Source organism: Streptomyces sp. NPDC043878 (genome assembly GCF_056435735.1).
In genome coordinates, this window is the sequence record NZ_JBWKDW010000018.1 from 102,220 (window position 1) to 120,768 (window position 18,549).

General features: G+C 72.3%; 14 protein-coding genes. 7 read left to right on the top strand and 7 right to left on the bottom strand.

Going from position 1 to position 18,549, the window contains the following annotated elements; all coding sequences use genetic code 11:
• Positions 1-14: 14 nt before the first annotated feature.
• Genes AC07AZ_RS24515 through AC07AZ_RS24530 form a run of 4 tightly spaced genes read right to left on the bottom strand, consistent with a single transcriptional unit; the run spans position 15 to position 4,423 of the window.
• Positions 15-656 (bottom strand): GTP-binding protein, encoded by a 642-nt coding sequence (locus tag AC07AZ_RS24515; RefSeq protein WP_478851177.1) that lies wholly within the window; start codon positions 654-656, stop codon positions 15-17.
• Entirely contained in the window at positions 637-1,065 is a 429-nt protein-coding gene (locus AC07AZ_RS24520) for a DUF742 domain-containing protein (RefSeq protein ID WP_478851179.1), read from the bottom strand. Before AC07AZ_RS24520 ends, AC07AZ_RS24515 begins: the two co-directional genes overlap by 20 nt.
• On the bottom strand, positions 1,062-1,565 hold the full coding sequence (locus AC07AZ_RS24525; RefSeq protein WP_478851181.1) for a roadblock/LC7 domain-containing protein: 504 nt from the start codon (positions 1,563-1,565) through the stop codon (positions 1,062-1,064). The genes AC07AZ_RS24520 and AC07AZ_RS24525 overlap by 4 nt, the downstream gene beginning before the upstream one ends.
• Positions 1,562-4,423 carry a sensor histidine kinase gene (locus AC07AZ_RS24530; RefSeq protein WP_478851183.1) on the bottom strand — a complete coding sequence of 954 codons (2,862 nt, stop codon included), beginning with the start codon at positions 4,421-4,423 and terminating at the stop codon, positions 1,562-1,564. Before AC07AZ_RS24530 ends, AC07AZ_RS24525 begins: the two co-directional genes overlap by 4 nt.
• Positions 4,424-4,821: 398 nt before the next feature.
• Here AC07AZ_RS24530 and AC07AZ_RS24535 point away from each other — a divergent pair, with 398 nt between their 5' ends.
• Positions 4,822-5,610 (top strand): protein phosphatase 2C domain-containing protein, encoded by a 789-nt coding sequence (locus AC07AZ_RS24535; protein ID WP_478851185.1) that lies wholly within the window; start codon positions 4,822-4,824, stop codon positions 5,608-5,610.
• 130 nt (positions 5,611-5,740) lie between these two features.
• Here the strand turns inward: AC07AZ_RS24535 and AC07AZ_RS24540 are convergent, their stop codons facing one another.
• Positions 5,741-6,295 (bottom strand): MarR family winged helix-turn-helix transcriptional regulator, encoded by a 555-nt coding sequence (locus tag AC07AZ_RS24540; RefSeq protein WP_478851187.1) that lies wholly within the window; start codon positions 6,293-6,295, stop codon positions 5,741-5,743.
• Positions 6,296-6,508: 213 nt separating this feature from the next.
• Between AC07AZ_RS24540 and AC07AZ_RS24545 the strand changes: the two genes are divergently transcribed.
• Positions 6,509-7,330 (top strand): lysozyme, encoded by an 822-nt coding sequence (locus AC07AZ_RS24545; RefSeq protein ID WP_478851189.1) that lies wholly within the window; start codon positions 6,509-6,511, stop codon positions 7,328-7,330.
• A gap of 72 nt (positions 7,331-7,402) precedes the next feature.
• Here AC07AZ_RS24545 and lon read toward each other — a convergent pair whose 3' ends face one another.
• Both lon and AC07AZ_RS24555 read right to left on the bottom strand, forming a co-directional pair.
• Positions 7,403-9,817 (bottom strand): endopeptidase La, encoded by a 2,415-nt coding sequence (gene lon, locus AC07AZ_RS24550; RefSeq protein WP_478851191.1) that lies wholly within the window; start codon positions 9,815-9,817, stop codon positions 7,403-7,405.
• A 178-nt stretch (positions 9,818-9,995) separates the two neighbouring features.
• Positions 9,996-10,982 (bottom strand): rhomboid-like protein, encoded by a 987-nt coding sequence (locus AC07AZ_RS24555; protein ID WP_478851324.1) that lies wholly within the window; start codon positions 10,980-10,982, stop codon positions 9,996-9,998.
• A gap of 250 nt (positions 10,983-11,232) precedes the next feature.
• Here AC07AZ_RS24555 and AC07AZ_RS24560 point away from each other — a divergent pair, with 250 nt between their 5' ends.
• The 5 genes from AC07AZ_RS24560 to AC07AZ_RS24580 all read left to right on the top strand — a co-directional run bounded on the left by AC07AZ_RS24560 (position 11,233) and on the right by AC07AZ_RS24580 (position 18,451).
• The gene (locus AC07AZ_RS24560) at positions 11,233-11,922 is read left to right on the top strand and encodes a spermine/spermidine synthase domain-containing protein (protein WP_478851193.1); all 690 of its coding nucleotides are present in this window, start codon (positions 11,233-11,235) and stop codon (positions 11,920-11,922) included.
• A gap of 121 nt (positions 11,923-12,043) precedes the next feature.
• A complete protein-coding gene (locus tag AC07AZ_RS24565; protein WP_478851195.1) occupies positions 12,044-12,781 on the top strand; it encodes a response regulator transcription factor in 738 nt (245 codons plus the stop codon).
• Positions 12,778-13,884, top strand: coding sequence for a sensor histidine kinase (locus AC07AZ_RS24570; RefSeq protein WP_478851197.1), 1,107 nt, complete (start codon positions 12,778-12,780; stop codon positions 13,882-13,884). The genes AC07AZ_RS24565 and AC07AZ_RS24570 overlap by 4 nt, the downstream gene beginning before the upstream one ends.
• A gap of 291 nt (positions 13,885-14,175) precedes the next feature.
• Complete coding sequence (locus AC07AZ_RS24575) at positions 14,176-18,003, top strand: multifunctional oxoglutarate decarboxylase/oxoglutarate dehydrogenase thiamine pyrophosphate-binding subunit/dihydrolipoyllysine-residue succinyltransferase subunit (RefSeq protein WP_478851199.1); 3,828 nt, start codon at positions 14,176-14,178, stop codon at positions 18,001-18,003.
• Between the two features lie 268 nt (positions 18,004-18,271).
• Positions 18,272-18,451 carry a DUF6104 family protein gene (locus AC07AZ_RS24580; protein WP_371669170.1) on the top strand — a complete coding sequence of 60 codons (180 nt, stop codon included), beginning with the start codon at positions 18,272-18,274 and terminating at the stop codon, positions 18,449-18,451.
• Positions 18,452-18,549 lie beyond the last annotated feature (98 nt).

An 18,549-nucleotide genomic window follows, 5' to 3' on the forward strand; every position in this document is an offset into this window, starting at 1 on the left:
CTCCTAAATCGCGACTACTCGGGGGTGGCGTCGAGCGCGTGGCCCACCAGGGTCAGCAGGGTCTCGATCACCGAGATCCGACGGCGCGCGTCCATGATCATTACAGGTACGTGCGCGGGGATCGTCAACGCCTCCCGCACGTCCACGGGTTCGAACCGCTCACTGCCGTCGAAGTGGTTGACGGCGACGACGTACGGCAGTCCGCAGCTCTCGAAGTAGTCGAGCGCCGGGAAGCAGTCCTTGAGGCGGCGGGTGTCGGCCAGCACGACGGCGCCGATCGCGCCGCGCACCAGGTCGTCCCACATGAACCAGAACCGCTGCTGACCCGGCGTGCCGAACAGGTAGAGCACCAGGTCGTCGTCGAGCGTGAGACGGCCGAAGTCCATGGCGACCGTGGTGGTCGCCTTCTCCGGGGTGGCGGTGAGGTCGTCGGTGTCCTCGCTCGCCTCGGTCATCAGCGCCTCGGTCTGCAGCGGTGTGATCTCCGAGACGGCGGTCACCAGCGTCGTCTTGCCGACCCCGAACCCGCCGGCGACCACGATCTTCGTGGCGATGGGCGCGCGGGTGCGGTCGGTCTGCCAGGACCTCGGGGGTTCCTCCTCGTCGAGGAGCGGGGAGACGCCGTAGGCGGCGGCGTCAGAGACGACGGAGTCCACTCAGCACCCTTTCCAGCAGAGCGCGGTCCGGACGGCCCGTACCGTGACCGGTCCCGGTGCCGTACACACGGATTCTTCCCTGGTCCGCGAGGTCGCTCAGCAGCACGCGGACCACTCCGAGCGGCATCTTCAGCAGCGCGGCGATCTCGGCCACCGTGCGCATACGGCGGCACAGCTCGACGATGGCCCGCATCTCGGGCATGACCCGGCTGGAGAGGGACCCCTTCGGCAGTTCCCTGCGCTCCTCGCCGGCTTCGAGCGCGGCGGTGCTCGCGACGAACGTCTCCACGAGCAGGACATGCCCGAAGCGGGTACGGCCGCCGGTGAGCGAGTAGGGGCGTACGCGGGCCGGTTTGCGGTCGCCGCCGCGCACGGGAAGCCTGTTCGGCGTGCTGCCACTGATGCTCATCGGGCACCCCCGGTCGACTCGCCCGCGAGGGATTGTCGTAGCTCGCTGCGGAGTTCGGGCGTCATCACATGGCCGGCCCGGCCCACGAAGAGCGCCATGTGGTAGGCCACCACGCTCATGTCGCAGTCCGCGGCGCCGTGCACGCCGAGCAGGGAGCCGTCGCTGATCGACATCACGAAGAGGCTGCCCTCGTCCATCGCGACCATGGTGTGCTTCACCGGCCCGGAGTCCATCAGCCGGGCGGCGCCGATGGTGAGGCTGCCGATCCCGGAGACGATGGTGGCCAGGTCGGCGGAGGAGCCGCGCGGCCCGGTGGGCCGCTCTCCGGCCCTCACCCGCGCCCCGGCGTTGCGGCCGGGGTCGGAGGAGAGCAGGAGCAGGCCGTCGGAGGAGACCACCGCGACGGACTGGATGCCCGGCACCTCCTCGACGAGATTGGTCAGCAGCCAGTGCAGATTGCGGGCCTCACTGCTCAGTCCGAAGGTACTGGGCGCGGTCAACTGCTTGCCTCCTCGGCTGTGCCCCCCGTGACTTCTGCGGATTCTGCGGGTCCAGCTGGTCCTGCCGACGTGCGGTCCTGGCGTTCGGCGATCTCCGCCCGCACGTCGCGGTATCCGGCGTCCGCCCCCCGGCGGAAGCCGCCCAGGCGGCGGCGCAGCGCCTCGGCGTCGACGGAGCCGGTCCGCACACGCGGGGCCGACGCCTGTTCGGTGATCTTCGGGGTGCGCTTGGGCAGACCCTTGTCGGTGACGAGGTCCTCGGGGGCGTCGGGGACCCGCTGGTGTTCCCCGGCCTCCGGGGCCTCGTGCTCCTGCCCCTCCTCGACGCCTTCGGCGAGGTCGGTGGGTTCGGTGGGGCCGGCGGGTTCGGTGGGGCCGGCGGGTTCGGTGGGGCCGGCGGGTTCGGTGGGGCCGGCGGGTTCGGTGGGGTGGCTCGCGTCCGGGCCGTCCGGGCCGTCCGCCGGGCCCGGCGCCGGGAGCAGCAGCTCCATGGTGGTCTCGGCCGGCGTCTCGGCCGGGGCCGGGGCGCGGGTGGCGGCCGGTGCGGGCTCGGGGGCCGGGCTCTCCTCGACGGGCTCCGCGCCGCGTACGGCCTTCTCCGCGAGCGCGACCAGGGTGTCGTCGCCGGCCGAACGGGCGCCGATCACATGAGAGTTGGCCTCGGCGTCGGCGCCCGGCAGGGAGAACCTGTGGGTGCCGCCGGCCGTGGGTGAGGCCGCCGGGACGGCGGCGGCCGGCGCGCCCGCCAGCAGCGACTTCGGCAGGACGACCACGGCGGCGACCCCGCCCTGCTTCTGCTCGCGCAGATGCACCCGGACGCCGTGCCGGTGGGCGAGCCGGGCCACCACGTACAGGCCGAGCCCGAGCCCCTCCTCGCCCTCCTGGTCGTAGGGCGCCCCGGGGTCGAACTCGCCGAGGCGGGCGTTGAGGGCGCTCATCCGCGCCTCGGCCATGCCGATGCCCTCGTCCTGGACGGAGAGCATGACCTCGCCGTTCTCCAGGAGCCAGCCGGAGACCTCGACGGGCAGGTCGGGCGGGGAGAACGAGGTGGCGTTCTCCATGAGTTCGGCCAGCAGATGACTCAGGTCGTCCGCGGCGAACCCGGCGACGTGGGCGTGCGGCGGCAGCGCGGCGATCCGGACCCGCTCGTAGCGTTCGATCTCGCTGACCGCGGCCCGTACGACGTCGACGAGCGGGACCGGACCGGCGTGCTGCTGCACGTGCTCGGTGCCGGACAGCACCAGGAGGTTCTCGCTGTGCCGGCGCATGACCGTGGCGAAGTGGTCCAGCTTGAAGAGCGTGGCCAGCCGGTCCGGGTCCTGCTCGCGCTCCTCCAGGCCCTCGATGACGGCGAGTTGCCGCTCGACGAGACCCAGGGTGCGCAGCGCCAGGTTGACGAAGGTGCCGCCGATGCTGGTGCGCAGCCGCTCCAGCTGGTCGCCGGAGTCGGCGAGTTCGGCGCGCAGTTCCTCCCGGGCGTCGGCCATCTTCTGCCGCTGGCCGACCAGGTGCCTGCGGTCGGCCTCCAGCGTTGCGACGCGTTCGTGCAGGGCTGCGGCGTGCGCGTGCAGGGCGTTGACGGACCGGACGACCTGGGCGAACTCGTCGTTGCGGCCGGTGAACGCGATGGCTTCCTCGGCGGTGGGGTCCGGCGCCCCGGCCAGCCGGGCGGAACCGCGGCGCAGCACGGACAGCGGGCGGGTGAGCGTGCGGGCCATGGCCGTGGCGACGCCGACCGTGAACAGCATCAGGGCGCCGAGGAGGGCGACGCGGACCTCCAGCTCGGTCACGTCGTCGTCGCGCAGCCGGGCGAGTTCCTTGGTACGGCGGTCGAAGAGCGCGGCCTCCGCGCCGCGCATGAGGTCGACCCGGGCGGAGAGCGCCGCGTCGGCCTTCTTGGCGCTGGTGCCGAGTTCGCCGTCGGAGAGGGTCGGCTGGTCGGTGAGGGAGGCGAGGTACTTCTCCGCGGAGTCGGCCTCGGGCCCGGTGACCGCGGAGTCGTACGAGGTGCGGGCGGCCTGCGGCGCGGTGGCGTGGAAGTCGGCGAGGGCCGCGTCGGAGCGCAGACGTGCCTGCTGGGCGGCGGCCGTGAGGGCGTCGCGCTGCTTGGCCTCCGCGTCCGAGGAGGTGGTCGAGGTGGTGGGCAGACCGGTCGCGGGGTCGATGACGGTCTGCGTGCGGCGCGGCACGTCGAGGGCCGCGAGGAGCAGCCCGCGGGCGGCGGCCGCCTGCTGGACGGCGGAGTCGAGCTCGGCGAGCGCGTAGGCGCCGGCGCCGGCCCGCGGCGGTGTCTGCCGGGCGAGCTGTTCGGCCAGGCCGTGCAGTTCGGTGATGACGGCGGAGTACGCCTGGTGCGCTTCTAGGGCGCTGCTCCGGCCGGTGAGCGCCGCGCGGCGCACGGTCGCGATGCCGTCGAGGTCGGCGCGCAGCGAGGCGGGCGTGTCGGTGTCGGCGCGCAGTTCCTCGACCTGCCGGTCGACGCGGGCGCCGCGCTGCTCGGAGGGCGCCTCGGTCTTGGCGCGGCCGGCCGCGATGAAGGCGGTGACCTCGTCACGCTCGTCGGCCAGGGAGTGGGCGAGCGAGAGGGCGTCCTGGGTCTGCCCGGCGAGGGTCACCAGGTCCTGCGAGTCGTTCAGTCGGCCGGAGGCGTCCACGAGGGACGGGGCGCCGGCTCCGGCGATCGCCGCGGCCACGACGGCGACGGCGAGGATGAGCCGGGTGCGCACGTGGGTGGGACGGCCCTTGCCGACCGGCGCGCCCGGGGTGCCCGCGGTGCCAGGGGTGCGCTCCGCGCCGCCCTCGGAGGCCGTCTGCTTGCCTGTGCGACGAGGCCGCGTCTTCTGCACCGGTGCTCGCATTCCTGACTCGTCGTACTCATGGGCCCGCGTGACGCTGCGTCAACTGGTGCCGATCACGCGTGCACCCTCCTCCACGCTCGGCTCGGCGCGCGCGGAGGACCCATCGGTCCCGACCCTCCCAGTGCGGGTGGGCGGTGGTCGTGCATCACCTGCCCCGCCACCCGAAGGAGTGAACCCCCAAGGAGAGTGGGCGGGCAAGTTTCCCGGGCGCGCGCGAGGGGCGTGCCCGCGGGGCCGGTTGGACGTCAGGGGCAGCCGGTGGCAGGATTCGCCGCCACGTCCCGGCGGAGTCAGCCATTCCACCCCAAACCAGGCGCCTGACCTGCACAGGGGCGTCAATTCCGGGACCGTTGGCAGCCTTTGGTGGATGTCGTGAAAGGCTCGTGCAGACTGGCCGGATGCGCACTGCACTTGTTTCGGAGCCCGGTGATCCGGTCCGCCCCAACGAGGACTTCTCCGCCGTCGCGCTACCGGCCTCCGGACTGGGCGGCGCGCTGGTGGTCCTGGACGGGGTGACGCCGCCGACGACGGGAACGGGCTGCGTGCACTCGGTGCCGTGGTTCAGCGGCCGGCTCGGGGGCGCCCTGACCGAACTGACCGTTTCGGCACGGGATCTGACGCTGCCGGAGATCCTCTCCCGGGCGATCCTTCGAACAGCCGAGGCCCACCAGGCGTCCTGTGACCTTTCTCACCCACGCACACCGCAGGCGACGGTGGTGGTCGCCCGCTGGTCACCGGAGACGGTCGAGTACCTGGTCCTGTCCGACTCGGCCCTTCTGCTGGAGTCCCCCGAGGGCGCGGTCACGGCGGTGCTGGACGACCGGCTGGCACGTCTGCCGCGCGCCCTGCTCACCACCGACGCGCTCGTGGACACCACGCTCCGCAACAAGGAGGGCGGCTTCTTCACGGCGGCCGCGGACCCGGCGGTGGCCGGGCGCGCGGTGACGGGGTCGTTGCCGCGCGGCGAGGTGCGGGCACTGGCCGCGCTGACGGACGGGGCCACCCGGTGGGTGGAGAAGTTCCGCGAGGGCGACTGGGCGGACTGCTTCGGCCTCGTCCGCAAGAGGGGGCCGCAGGAACTGGTGGACCAGGTACGGGCGCTGGAACGGGCGGACGCGGAGTCACGGACGTATCTGGGACGGAGCAAGACGCACGACGACGCGACGGTGGTGTACGCGGACTTGTGAGGGGGACGGCGGCACCGGGCGCGGGGTGCCGGGTGCCGGGTGCGGGGCACGGTGTGCCGGGTGCGGGGCGCGGCGTGCCGGGTGCGGGGCGCGGCGTGCCGGGTGCGGGGTGGCGCGGGGTGACGTGGGGCTACTTCTCCATTCCCTGGTTCAACTGCCGGATCAGCCGGGCCAGTTCGGCGACCTCCTTGCGGTCCCAGTGGGAGAGCTGGCTGACGTAACGGGCGCGGCGGGCCTCGCGGACCCTGCCGACGCGGATGCGGCCCTCGTCGGTGAGGTGGACGAGCCAGGCGCGGCCGTCCGCCGGGTCGGGTTCGCGGGCGACCAGGCCGAGGTCCTCCAGGGCGCGCAGCTGACGGGACATGGTGGCCTTGCCGACGCCGATGTAGGCGGCGAGTTCGGTGGCGCGCTGGCGGCCGTACTCGTCGAGGCGGACGAGCAGGCCGTAGGCCGCGGACTCCAGGTCCGGGTGGACCTCGCGGGCCATCTCGCCCTGGTTGGCGCGGGCGCGCCGCAGCAGCACCGTCAACTCGCGTTCCAGGGAGAGGTACTCGGGGTCCACCTGGTCCAGGCCGATCCGGTCCGCGCCCGCCGGGCCCGCCTCGGTCCTGCCGACCTGGTCCACACCATTCGGTGACCGGGCGGGTTCGGCCCGGTGCCCGTCACCGTTCGTGTCTTCGTGCACGTCAGTCCCTGCCTCGGTTTTCCCCGTAGTGAAAGTTTCCGCCAGAAGCGGTCATCACCGCAGCTCCGCAAGTATTTCGCAGGCTTGGACCATCGGCAGTCTCCGGGGTGCCTTCCCCCTGCCGTTCCGCGTGCGTAGCTTCGGTGTCGGCCATGAATGGCATGCACACGCCGACCCGCTGAGCAAGCATCACCGAACCCTCGGAGGCACGCCATGCCCGTGCACAGACCCGGACCTGTCCGCATCCGGCCCCGCACCCCCGCCGGGCTCCTGCTCGCCGCCCTCGCCCTCGTCCTGCCCCTCACCGTCCCGGCCTCGGCCGCGGACACCCCGGCCCGCGGCCTCGCGTACATGGGCATGGGCGTCCTGGCCCACGACGGGCGAGGCGGCAGCCCCGTCACCCGCGCCGCCGCGACGGAGGGCGTGGACGTCTCCGGCTACCAGGGCAGCGTGGCCTGGGCGACCCTGTGGAACAGCGGGGTCAGGTGGGCCTACACCAAGGCGAGCGAGGGGACGTACTACACGAATTCGTCCTTCGCGCAGCAGTACGACGGCGCCTACGACGTCGGCATGATCCGCGGCGCGTACCACTTCGCGACCCCGGACACCGCGACCGGCGCCGCCCAGGCCGACTACTTCGTCGCCCACGGCGGCGGCTGGTCCAGGGACGGCAGGACGCTGCCGGGCGTGCTCGACATCGAGTGGAACCCCTACGGCGCGGCCTGCTACGGCAAGACACAGAGCGCGATGGTGAGCTGGATCGGCGGCTTCCTCGACCGGTACCGGGCCCGCACCGGCCGGGACGCGGTGATCTACACGGCCACCTCCTGGTGGACGCAGTGCACCGGTGACCACAGCGGCTTCGCCGCCGCGCATCCGCTGTGGATCGCCCGCTACGCCTCCACCCCGGGCACCCTGCCGGCCGGCTGGAGCTTCCACACCATGTGGCAGTACACCTCGTCCGGGCCGACCGTCGGGGACCACGACCGGTTCAACGGAGCGCTGGACCGCGTCGCCGCGCTGGCCTACGGCTGACCGCCCGCCGGGCATGGCGGAGGCCCGGGCCTCCCTACGGGACCCGGGCCTCCGCTCAACCGGTCGCGTCCGTCACGCCGCCACCGGAACCTCCGGCTCCGCGCCGTTCACCGCCGGCGTCAGGGCCAGTTCCAGGACCTGGCGGACATCCGTGACGGCGTGGACGTCGAGCTTGTCCAGCACCTCCGCGGGGACGTCGTCCAGGTCGGGCTCGTTGCGCTTGGGGATGATCACCGTGGTGACACCCGCCCGGTGCGCGGCGAGCAGCTTCTGCTTCACCCCGCCGATGGGCAGCACCCGGCCGGTCAGCGAGACCTCGCCGGTCATGGCGACGTCCGTGCGGACCAGACGGCCGGACAGCAGCGACGCCAGCGCCGTCGTCATCGTGACGCCCGCGCTCGGGCCGTCCTTGGGGACCGCGCCGGCCGGGAAGTGGATGTGCACACCCCGGTCCTTCAGGTCGCCCACGGGCAGCTCCAGTTCGGCGCCGCGGGAGCGCAGGAAGCTCAGGGCGATCTGCGCCGACTCCTTCATGACGTCGCCCAGCTGGCCGGTCAGGGTCAGTCCGGCCGCGCCCGTCTCCGGGTCGGCCAGCGACGCCTCGACGAACAGCACGTCGCCGCCCGCGCCGGTGACCGCGAGGCCCGTCGCCACGCCGGGCACGGCCGTCCGGCGCTCGGCCGGGTCCTGGGCGGACTCGGGCACGTGGTGCGGCCGGCCGATCAGCTCGCGCAGGTCGCCGTCCGTGATGGTGAACGGCAGTTCGCGTGCGCCCAGTTCGTGCTGGGCCGCCACCTTGCGCAGCAGCCGGGCGATGGACCGCTCCAGGGTGCGGACGCCCGCCTCCCGGGTGTACTCGCCGGCGAGCTTGCGCAGCGCGCTCTCGTCGAGCACCACCTCGTCGTCGTTCAGGCCGGCCCGCTCCAGCTGGCGCGGGAGCAGGTGGTCGCGGGCGATGACGACCTTCTCGTCCTCGGTGTAGCCGTCCAGGCGGACCAGTTCCATGCGGTCGAGCAGGGCCTCGGGGATCGCTTCCAGCACGTTGGCGGTGGCCAGGAAGACGACGTCCGACAGGTCCAGTTCCACCTCCAGGTAGTGGTCGCGGAAGGTGTGGTTCTGGGCCGGGTCGAGGACCTCCAGGAGGGCGGCCGCGGGGTCGCCGCGGAAGTCGGAGCCCACCTTGTCGATCTCGTCCAGCAGGACCACCGGGTTCATCGACCCGGCCTCCTTGATCGCGCGCACGATCCGGCCGGGCAGCGCGCCGACGTACGTACGACGGTGACCGCGGATCTCGGCCTCGTCGCGGACGCCGCCGAGGGCGACCCGGACGAACTTGCGGCCCATGGCGTGCGCGACGGACTCGCCGAGGCTGGTCTTGCCGACGCCGGGCGGCCCGACGAGCGCGAGCACGGCACCGCCGCGCCGCCCGCCGATCACGCCCAGGCCCCGGTCGCTGCGGCGCTTGCGCACCGCCAGGTACTCGGTGATGCGCTCCTTCACGTCCTCCAGGCCGGCGTGCTCGGCGTCGAGGACGGCCTTGGCGCCCTGGATGTCGTAGGCGTCCTCGGTACGGTCGTTCCACGGCAGTTCGAGCACGGTGTCGAGCCAGGTGCGGATCCAGGAGCCCTCGGGCGACTGGTCGCTGGAGCGCTCCAGCTTGTCGACCTCCTTGAGGGCGGCCTCACGGACCTTCTCGGGCAGGTCGGCGGCCTCGACGCGGGCGCGGTAGTCGTCGGACTCCTCGCCGTCCTGCTCGCCGTTGAGGTCGCGCAGTTCCTTGCGGACGGCTTCGAGCTGGCGGCGCAGCAGGAACTCGCGCTGCTGCTTGTCCACGCCCTCCTGGACGTCCTTGGCGATGGTCTCGGCGACGTCCTGTTCGGCGAGGTGGTCGCGCAGGTGCTGGGTGGCGAGCTTGAGACGGGCCACCGGGTCGGCGGTCTCCAGCAGCTCCACCTTCTGCTCGGTGGTCAGGAACGGCGAGTAGCCGGAGTTGTCGGCGAGCGTGGAGACGTCGTCGATGGCCTGCACCCGGTCGACCACCTGCCAGGCGCCGCGCTTGCGCAGCCAGGCGGTGGCCAGGGCCTTGTACTCCTTCACGAGGTCGGTGACGTGACCGGGCAGCGGCTCGGGCACGCTCTCCTCGATCCGCGTCCCCTCGACCCACAGGGCCTTGCCGGGGCCGGTGGTGCCGGCGCCGATCCGCACGCGGCCGCGGCCACGGATCAGGGCGCCCGGGTCGCCGTCGGCCAGCCGGCCGACCTGCTCGACGGTGCCGAGCACGCCGGTGCCCGGGTAGGACCCGTCGACGCGCGGGACCAGCAGGACCTGCGGCTTGCCGGGTCCGGAGCCGGCGGCGGACTGGGCGGCCTCCACCGCGGCCCGTACGTCGGCGTCGTTCAGGTCGAGCGGGACCACCATTCCGGGCAGCACGACCTCGTCGTCGAGCGGCAGCACAGGCAGAGTGAGCGGTGTGGACGTCGAAGCCATGATCTCCCCTTCGGCATTCAAGTTGAGCTATGCCGACTCAATGCAGGGGCGCCGCCGAATGTTCCCCGGGAGGGCGTCCGTTCGCTCTGGGCGATCACGGAGCGGTGCCGACGACGGGATCACGGCGGACGGCGCGGGCCTCGCGCCGCACCGCCCGTCCGTGCAACCCCGATCGGGGCTACTTGATGCCCGCCGCCGGGGCCACGGTCCGCGCCCGCCGCTGCCGGCGGACGAAAGGCCAGGTCGCGACGCCCGTGGACAGGGCTATCAGATGGCCCCACTCCGTCATGGGATCGGTGAACGCGAACAGGTCGAGGACCAGCGCCCCGCCGACGAGCGCCAGGAGCGACCGGCCGAGCCAGGGGCTGAGGAGTCCGGCCAGGGCGCCGGTGGCGGCGGCCACGCCGAAGCTGACGCCGTAGTCGAGGCGGTGCAGCGAACTCGCCGGAAGGTGCCCCGCCAGGACGGCGACGCCGACGGGGACCTCGGTGGCGAGGGTGGCGAGGACATGCCCCAGGAGGAACACGCCGGCCGCCCGCGGGCCGCCGATCCGCCGCTCCAGCGCGGTGAGGACCAGCACGAGTCCGAGCGCGTACGTCGAGGTGATCCCGCCCGCGATCCACAGGGCGCTGGCGAACAGCACCAGCACGGGCGTGTGCACGAGGTGCGCCACATCGGTGCTCGAACCCTGGTGCAGGGCGTGCACGACGGCCGGGTCGGCCTGGGCGGTGACGGCCGAGGTGACGGCGAGGACGAGGACGTAGACGAAGGTGAACGGTGTCGCGGCCGGTGTGGGAAGCAGGCGCCAGGCGCGCGGGATGCGGCGGGGCGCGGCGGCGGATGTCCGGGCCGGCACGGACGCGGGTGTCCCGACCTGCGCGGCGGCGGACGTCCCAGTCGGCACGGCGGGGGTCGTCCGGGCTGACTCGGCCGTACCGGCGGCGGATGACCAGGCCCGCGCGGACGCGGACGTCCCGGCCGGCACCTCGGCCGACGTCCCGGCCCGCGCGGCCGGGGTCGGCCGGGCCGACTCGGCCGTACCGGCGGCGGATGTCGTGCCGCGCTGGCGCGGGACCCCGTCCAGGAACCCGGGCCCAGCCGGCGGGCGCGCGCCGGCGGACGGGTTTCGGGGCGCCGCCCGCTCCGGCGCGTCGACCGTTTCCATCTGCTCCACGGTGAGGGCCCCTTCCGTTTCGCCCAACACTTCGCTGCCCGCTCCGGCACTGTCTATGACCGGCGCCACGCACCGGGCGATTCACAGGAACTTCCCGGACACCCGCGGGCGCGGGCGGGCACCTCCAGCGGCGGCCCTCCGGCGGGCGGCCCCCGGCAAGCGGCGGGCGGTCTCCGGCAACCGGCGAGCGGCCCCCGGTAATTCGCCCGCTCCCGCGCCGCCCGGCTGCCAGGATGGACCGATGTCCCTCTCGTACGACATTCCCGAAGTCCTGGACCGTCGCGAGGGCCCGTCCGGCGAGGTCGTGCTGCGGCGTCACGGCGGGCTGCTGCAGATCATCGCCAACGGGTGCTTCCTGATGGACACCTCCGACGGGCGGTCGGAGCGGCTGCTGGTCGACGCGGCGCTCGACGCCCTGGACGGCCGGCCGGCGCCCCCGGCCGGGCCGCGGGTGCTGATCGGCGGACTGGGCGTCGGATTCTCGCTCGCACACGCCGCCGCGAATCCGCGCTGGGGCCGGATCACGGTCGTCGAGCGCGAGAGCGCCATCGTCGACTGGCACCGCGACGGCCCGCTGTCCGCGCTCTCCGCGGACGCTCTCGCGGACCCGCGCACCGAAATTCTGGAAACGGATCTGGTCGAATTCGTCAATGAGACGTGCGCCACGTACGACGCGTTGTGCCTCGACATCGACAACGGACCCGGCTGGACGGTCACCGAGGGCAACGACAGCCTCTACTCGGCGCGTGGACTGGCCGACTGCGCACGGGTGTTGAACCCCGGCGGGGTACTCGCGGTGTGGTCGGCCCAGCCCTCTCCGGAATTTGAAGGATCCCTACGGAATGCCGGGTTCCAACAGGTGCGTACCGAAGAGATCCCCGTTGCCCGGGGCGTTCCCGACGTCGTGCATCTCGCCGTCCGACCTGGATAGCAAAGGCGCCGTGACTCCCCGTACGCTGCCTACCTGACGCCGATCATTCATGCGTCAACCGCAGTCATGCGCAGACAAGGGATCACCCCACTGGTCCCGGAAAGCAACTCAGGGGCGGGCGATGGAGCAGACACACACCTCCCACAACGGCACGGCGGCGGCCCCCGGCGCTCAGCGCCGGGTCCTGGTCGTCGAGGACGATCCGACGATCCTGGACGCCATCGCGACCCGACTGCGCGCCGAGGGATTCCTCGTGCAAACGGCGGGCGACGGCCCCTCCGCGGTCGACACGGCCGAGGCGTGGCAGCCCGATCTGCTGATCCTCGACATCATGCTGCCCGGCTTCGACGGCCTGGAGGTCTGCCGTCGCGTGCAGGCCGCCCGCCCGGTGCCGGTGCTGATGCTGACCGCCCGCGACGACGAGACCGACATGCTGGTCGGGCTCGGCGTGGGCGCCGACGACTACATGACCAAGCCGTTCTCGATGCGTGAACTGGCCGCCCGGGTGCACGTGCTGCTGCGCCGGGTGGAGCGGGCCGCGATCGCGGCCTCCACCCCGCGCAGCGGGATCCTGCGGCTGGGCGAGCTGGAGATCGACCACGCGCAGCGCCGGGTGCGGGTGCGCAGCGACGACGTGCATCTGACGCCCACCGAGTTCGACCTCCTGGTGTGCCTGGCCAACACCCCGCGCGCGGTGCTCTCCCGTGAGCAGCTGCTCGCCGAGGTGTGGGACTGGGCCGACGCCTCGGGCACCCGGACCGTCGACAGCCACATCAAGGCCCTGCGGCGGAAGATCGGCGCCGAGCGGATCCGCACCGTGCACGGGGTGGGTTACGCGCTGGAGACGCCGACGCCATGAGCGACGGGCCGGCCCCACGGAGAAGCCCCGGGGCGCCCTGGGGCGGCGTACGCCCGTTCTCGATCAAGACCAAACTGGGCGCGCTGGTCGTCATCTCGGTGCTGATCACCACCGGGCTGTCGATGATCGCGGTGCACACCAAGACGGAGCTGCGCTTCATCACGGTCTTCTCGATGATCGCCACACTGTTGATCACGCAGTTCGTGGCGCATTCGCTCACCGCGCCACTGGACGAGATGAACACGGTGGCCCGGTCCATCTCGCACGGTGACTACACCCGCCGGGTGCGCGAGAACCGGCGCGACGAGCTCGGCGACCTGGCCCAGACCATCAACGTGATGGCCGACGAGCTGGAGGCGCAGGAGCTCCAGCGCAAGGAGCTGGTGGCCAACGTCTCGCACGAGCTGCGCACGCCCATCGCGGGGCTGCGGGCGGTGCTGGAGAACATCGTCGACGGTGTCCAGCAGGCCGACCCCGAGACGATGCGCACGGCCCTGAAGCAGACCGAGCGGCTGGGCCGGCTGGTGGAGACGCTGCTCGACCTGTCCCGGCTGGACAACGGCGTCGTACCGCTGAAGAAGCGCCGCTTCGAGGTGTGGCCGTATCTGTCGGGCGTGCTGAAGGAGGCCAACATGGTCGCCTCCGCGCGGGCGGGCATCGCCTCCGGCTCCGGCAGCCACACCCGGACGGACGTCCATCTGCACCTCGACGTGACCCCGCCGGAGCTGACCGCGCACGCGGATCCGGAGCGGATCCACCAGGTCGTGGCCAACCTCATCGACAACGCGGTCAAGCACAGCCCGGCGCACGGCCGGGTGACGGTCAGGGCGCGGCGTGGGCCGCAGCCGGAGTCGCTGGAGCTGGAGGTGCTGGACGAGGGTCCCGGCATCCCCCGGTCGGAGTGGCGCCGGGTGTTCGAGCGGTTCAACCGCGGCAACGTCAGCCGACCGCACGGTCCGGGCAGTGACGGCGGCACGGGTCTCGGCCTGGCGATCGCCCGCTGGGCGGTGGATCTGCACGGCGGCCGGATCGGTGTGGCCGAATCCGATCGGGGTTGCAGGATTATCGTCACTCTTCCGGGAGAGCCTTCAGTTCAAAGTTGACGTAAAGTTCGCACCGGAGTCACAAGATCCATCCGCGTCCGCGCCGACGGACACGTGTGATCAGGCGGGGCCCGCCCCTGGTGGGCGCCGTGCCGGGGCCGACGCACCCTCCCGCGTCCCTTCCGCAGCGCAACCGCGCTTGTTTCCCGCCATTTCCAGCCCCGAAACCCGCTCTTCGATGTGACTTACGCGACGATGGACGGGCCCGGCCTGACCTCCGCCCTCCAGGAGGCGTAGCCTTTATTCCCGCTGTCCCATCACCTTGTGAAGCGGAAGAGGGCGGTTGCCGCCGTGTCGCCACAGTCCCCCAGTAACTCGAGCATCTCGACCGACCACCAAGCCGGGAAGAACCCCGCCGCGGCGTTCGGCCCCAACGAGTGGCTCGTCGACGAGATCTATCAGCAGTACCTCCAGGACCCGAATTCCGTAGACCGAGCCTGGTGGGACTTCTTCGCCGACTACAAGCCGGGGGCACCTGCCGCCTCGGGCACGGCGGGTACTGCGGCCGCGGGGGCCGCAGGGACCACCACCCCGGCCCCGGCAGCACCCGCCGCCCCGGCCCGGCCCGCGCCCGCCGCTCCGGCGGCCCCCGCGGCCGCCCCGGCTCCGGCTCCGGCCGTCCCGAAGCCCGCCGCCGCGGCTCCGGCTCCCGCCCGGTCCGCCGCTCCGGCGCCGGCCCCCGCGAAGCCGGCCCCCGCCGCGCAGCCGAAGGCCACGCCCGCGGCGGAGTCCCCCGACGGCCCGGAGCTGGTCCCGCTGCGCGGGCCCGCCGCCGCGGTCGCGAAGAACATGAACGCCTCGATCGAGGTGCCCACGGCCACATCCGTGCGCGCGGTCCCGGTGAAGCTGCTCTTCGACAACCGGATCGTCATCAACAACCACCTGAAGCGTGCCCGGGGCGGGAAGATCTCCTTCACCCACCTCATCGGCTACGCGATGGTGCAGGCCATCAAGGCCATGCCGTCGATGAACCACTCCTTCGCGGAGAAGGACGGCAAGCCCACCCTGGTCAAGCCGGCCCACGTCAACTTCGGCCTCGCCATCGACCTGGTGAAGCCGAACGGGGACCGCCAGCTCGTCGTCGCCGGCATCAAGAAGGCCGAGACGCTCAACTTCTTCGAGTTCTGGCAGGCCTACGAGGACATCGTCCGCCGCGCCCGCGACGGCAAGCTGACCATGGACGACTTCACCGGGGTCACGGTCTCCCTGACCAACCCCGGCGGTCTCGGCACCGTGCACTCCGTGCCGCGCCTGATGCCCGGCCAGTCGGTCATCATGGGCGTCGGCTCGATGGACTACCCGGCGGAGTTCCAGGGCACCTCCCAGGACACCCTGAACAAGCTCGGCATCTCGAAGGTCATGACGCTCACGTCGACCTACGACCACCGGGTCATCCAGGGCGCCGCGTCCGGCGAGTTCCTGCGGATCGTCGCCAACCTCCTGCTCGGCGAGAGCGGCTTCTACGACGAGATCTTCGAGGCGCTGCGCATCCCCTACGAGCCGGTCCGCTGGCTCAAGGACATCGACGCCAGCCACGACGACGACGTCACCAAGGCCGCCCGCGTCTTCGAGCTGATCCACTCCTACCGGGTCCGCGGCCACGTCATGGCCGACACCGACCCGCTGGAGTACCGCCAGCGCAAGCACCCCGACCTCGACATCACCGAGCACGGGCTCACGCTGTGGGACCTGGAGCGCGAGTTCGCGGTCGGCGGCTTCGCGGGCAAGTCCCTGATGAAGCTGCGCGACATCCTCGGCGTGCTGCGCGACTCGTACTGCCGCACCACCGGCGTCGAGTTCATGCACATCCAGGACCCGAAGCAGCGCAAGTGGATCCAGGACCGCATCGAGCGCTCGCACTCCAAGCCGGAGCGCGAGGAGCAGCTGCGCATCCTCCGCCGCCTGAACGCCGCGGAGGCGTTCGAGACCTTCCTGCAGACGAAGTACGTCGGCCAGAAGCGCTTCAGCCTGGAGGGCGGCGAGTCCGTCATCCCGCTGCTCGACGCGGTCCTGGACTCGGCGGCGGAATCCCGCCTGGACGAGGTCGTCATCGGCATGGCCCACCGCGGCCGGCTGAACGTGCTCGCCAACATCGTCGGCAAGTCGTACGCGCAGATCTTCCGCGAGTTCGAGGGCAACCTCGACCCGAAGTCGATGCACGGCTCCGGCGACGTGAAGTACCACCTGGGCGCCGAGGGCACCTTCACCGGTCTGGACGGCGAGCAGATCAAGGTCTCGCTGGCCGCGAACCCCTCCCACCTGGAGGCGGTCGACCCGATCCTGGAGGGCATCGCCCGCGCCAAGCAGGACATCATCAACAAGGGCGGCACGGACTTCACGGTCCTGCCGGTCGCCCTGCACGGTGACGCGGCCTTCGCCGGCCAGGGCGTGGTGGCCGAGACGCTCAACATGTCCCAGCTGCGCGGCTACCGCACCGGCGGCACCGTCCACGTGGTCATCAACAACCAGGTCGGCTTCACCGCCGCCCCGGAGTCCTCGCGCTCCTCCATGTACGCCACCGACGTGGCCCGCATGATCGAGGCGCCGATCTTCCACGTGAACGGCGACGACCCCGAGGCCGTCGTCCGCGTCGCGCGCCTGGCCTTCGAGTTCCGTCAGGCGTTCAACAAGGACGTCGTGATCGACCTCATCTGCTACCGCCGCCGCGGTCACAACGAGTCGGACAACCCGGCGTTCACCCAGCCCCTGATGTACGACCTGATCGACAAGAAGCGCTCGGTGCGCAAGCTCTACACCGAGTCCCTGATCGGTCGCGGCGACATCACCCTGGAGGAGGCCGAGCAGGCCCTCCAGGACTACCAGGGCCAGCTGGAGAAGGTCTTCACCGAGGTCCGCGAGGCCACCTCGCAGCCGCTGTCGCCGGCGTCCTCCGACCCGCAGGCCGAGTTCCCGGTCTCCGTGAACACCGCGGTGTCGACCGAGGTCGTCAAGCGGATCGCCGAGTCGCAGGTCAACATCCCCGACCACGTCACCGTCCACCCGCGGCTGCTGCCCCAGCTCCAGCGCCGGGCGTCGATGGTCGAGGACGGCACGATCGACTGGGGCATGGGCGAGACCCTCGCCATCGGCTCCCTCCTGCTGGAGGGTGTCCCGGTCCGGCTGGCGGGCCAGGACTCGCAGCGCGGCACGTTCGGCCAGCGTCACGCGGTGCTCATCGACCGGGCGACGGGCGAGGACTTCACCCCGCTGCTGTACCTGTCCGAGGACCAGGCGCGCCTGAACGTCTACAACTCCCTGCTGTCGGAGTACGCGGCGATGGGCTTCGAGTACGGCTACTCGCTGGCCCGCCCCGACGCGCTCGTCATGTGGGAGGCGCAGTTCGGCGACTTCGTCAACGGCGCGCAGACGGTCGTGGACGAGTTCATCTCCTCGGCGGAGCAGAAGTGGGGCCAGACGTCCGGCGTCACCCTGCTGCTCCCGCACGGCTACGAGGGCCAGGGCCCGGACCACTCCTCGGCCCGCCCGGAGCGGTTCCTCCAGCTCTGCGCCCAGAACAACATGACGGTCGCGATGCCGACGCTCCCGTCGAACTACTTCCACCTGCTGCGGTGGCAGGTCCACAACCCGCACCACAAGCCGCTGATCGTCTTCACGCCGAAGTCGATGCTGCGTCTCAAGGCGGCCGCGTCGAAGGCGGAGGAGTTCACCGACCAGCAGTTCCGCCCGGTCATCGGCGACGCGTCGGCCGACCCGGCCGCCGTCCGCAAGGTCGTCTTCTGCGCCGGCAAGGTCTACTACGACCTGGAGGCGGAGCGGCAGAAGCGCGGCGCCTCGGACCCCGCGGCGGCCGAGACGGCGATCATCCGCCTGGAGCGGCTGTACCCGCTGCCGGGTGCCGAGCTCCAGGCCGAGATCGCCAAGTACCCGAACGCCGAGAAGTACCTGTGGGCCCAGGAGGAGCCGGCGAACCAGGGTGCGTGGCCGTTCATCGCGCTCAACCTGATCGACCACCTCGACCTGGCGGTCGGCGCCGAGGTGCCGCACGGGGAGCGGCTGCGCCGCATCTCGCGCCCGCACGGCTCGTCCCCGGCGGTCGGTTCGGCCAAGCGTCACCAGGCCGAGCAGGAGCAGCTGGTGCGTGAGGTGTTCGAGGCGTAGGCGCTTCCCGCCGGGTGGTGCGGGGACGGCCGCTGACTGCGGTGCGGTGCGTCGGCCGCAGTGCGGTGTCCGTCGCCGGCGGCGGGTGCGTCGTGGCAGGTCGCGCGGTTCCCCGCGCCGCCCCCAGGGGTGTTTGCCGGATGAGGGTCCGGCCCGAGTCGTGGTGACTCGGGCCGGACCCTCCGGCGTTCGCACGGCCTTACCCTGGGAGGCAGCGCGTCTTCATGGGACCGAGCAGGGCTCGTCCCGTCCGTATCAGGAGCGAGAGTTGTACTTCACCGACCGAGGCATCGAGGAACTGGCGAAACGGCGCGGCGAGGAGGAGGTCACCTTCGAGTGGCTCGCCGAGCAGCTGCGGACGTTCGTCGATCTGAACCCGGACTTCGAGGTGCCGGTCGAGCGGCTGGCCACCTGGCTGGCCCGGCTGGACGACGAGGACGAGGAGTAGGTCCCCGGGGGGGGGGGGGGGGGGGGGGGGGGGGGGGGGGTAGGGGGGGGGGGGGGGGGGGGGGGGGGGGGGGGGGGGGGGGGGGGGGGGGGGGGGGT

Excerpts from the sequence above, each read along its gene's own strand:
- AC07AZ_RS24520 (WP_478851179.1), bottom strand. The coding sequence starts at position 1,065 with ATGAGCATCAGTGGCAGCACGCCGAACAGGCTTCCCGTGCGCGGCGGC.
- AC07AZ_RS24530 (WP_478851183.1), bottom strand. The coding sequence starts at position 4,423 with ATGCGAGCACCGGTGCAGAAGACGCGGCCTCGTCGCACAGGCAAGCAG.
- AC07AZ_RS24535 (WP_478851185.1), top strand. The coding sequence starts at position 4,822 with ATGCGCACTGCACTTGTTTCGGAGCCCGGTGATCCGGTCCGCCCCAAC.
- AC07AZ_RS24545 (WP_478851189.1), top strand. The coding sequence starts at position 6,509 with ATGCCCGTGCACAGACCCGGACCTGTCCGCATCCGGCCCCGCACCCCC.
- lon (WP_478851191.1), bottom strand. The coding sequence starts at position 9,817 with ATGGCTTCGACGTCCACACCGCTCACTCTGCCTGTGCTGCCGCTCGAC.
- AC07AZ_RS24555 (WP_478851324.1), bottom strand. The coding sequence starts at position 10,982 with ATGGAAACGGTCGACGCGCCGGAGCGGGCGGCGCCCCGAAACCCGTCC.
- AC07AZ_RS24560 (WP_478851193.1), top strand. The coding sequence starts at position 11,233 with ATGTCCCTCTCGTACGACATTCCCGAAGTCCTGGACCGTCGCGAGGGC.
- AC07AZ_RS24565 (WP_478851195.1), top strand. The coding sequence starts at position 12,044 with ATGGAGCAGACACACACCTCCCACAACGGCACGGCGGCGGCCCCCGGC.
- AC07AZ_RS24570 (WP_478851197.1), top strand. The coding sequence starts at position 12,778 with ATGAGCGACGGGCCGGCCCCACGGAGAAGCCCCGGGGCGCCCTGGGGC.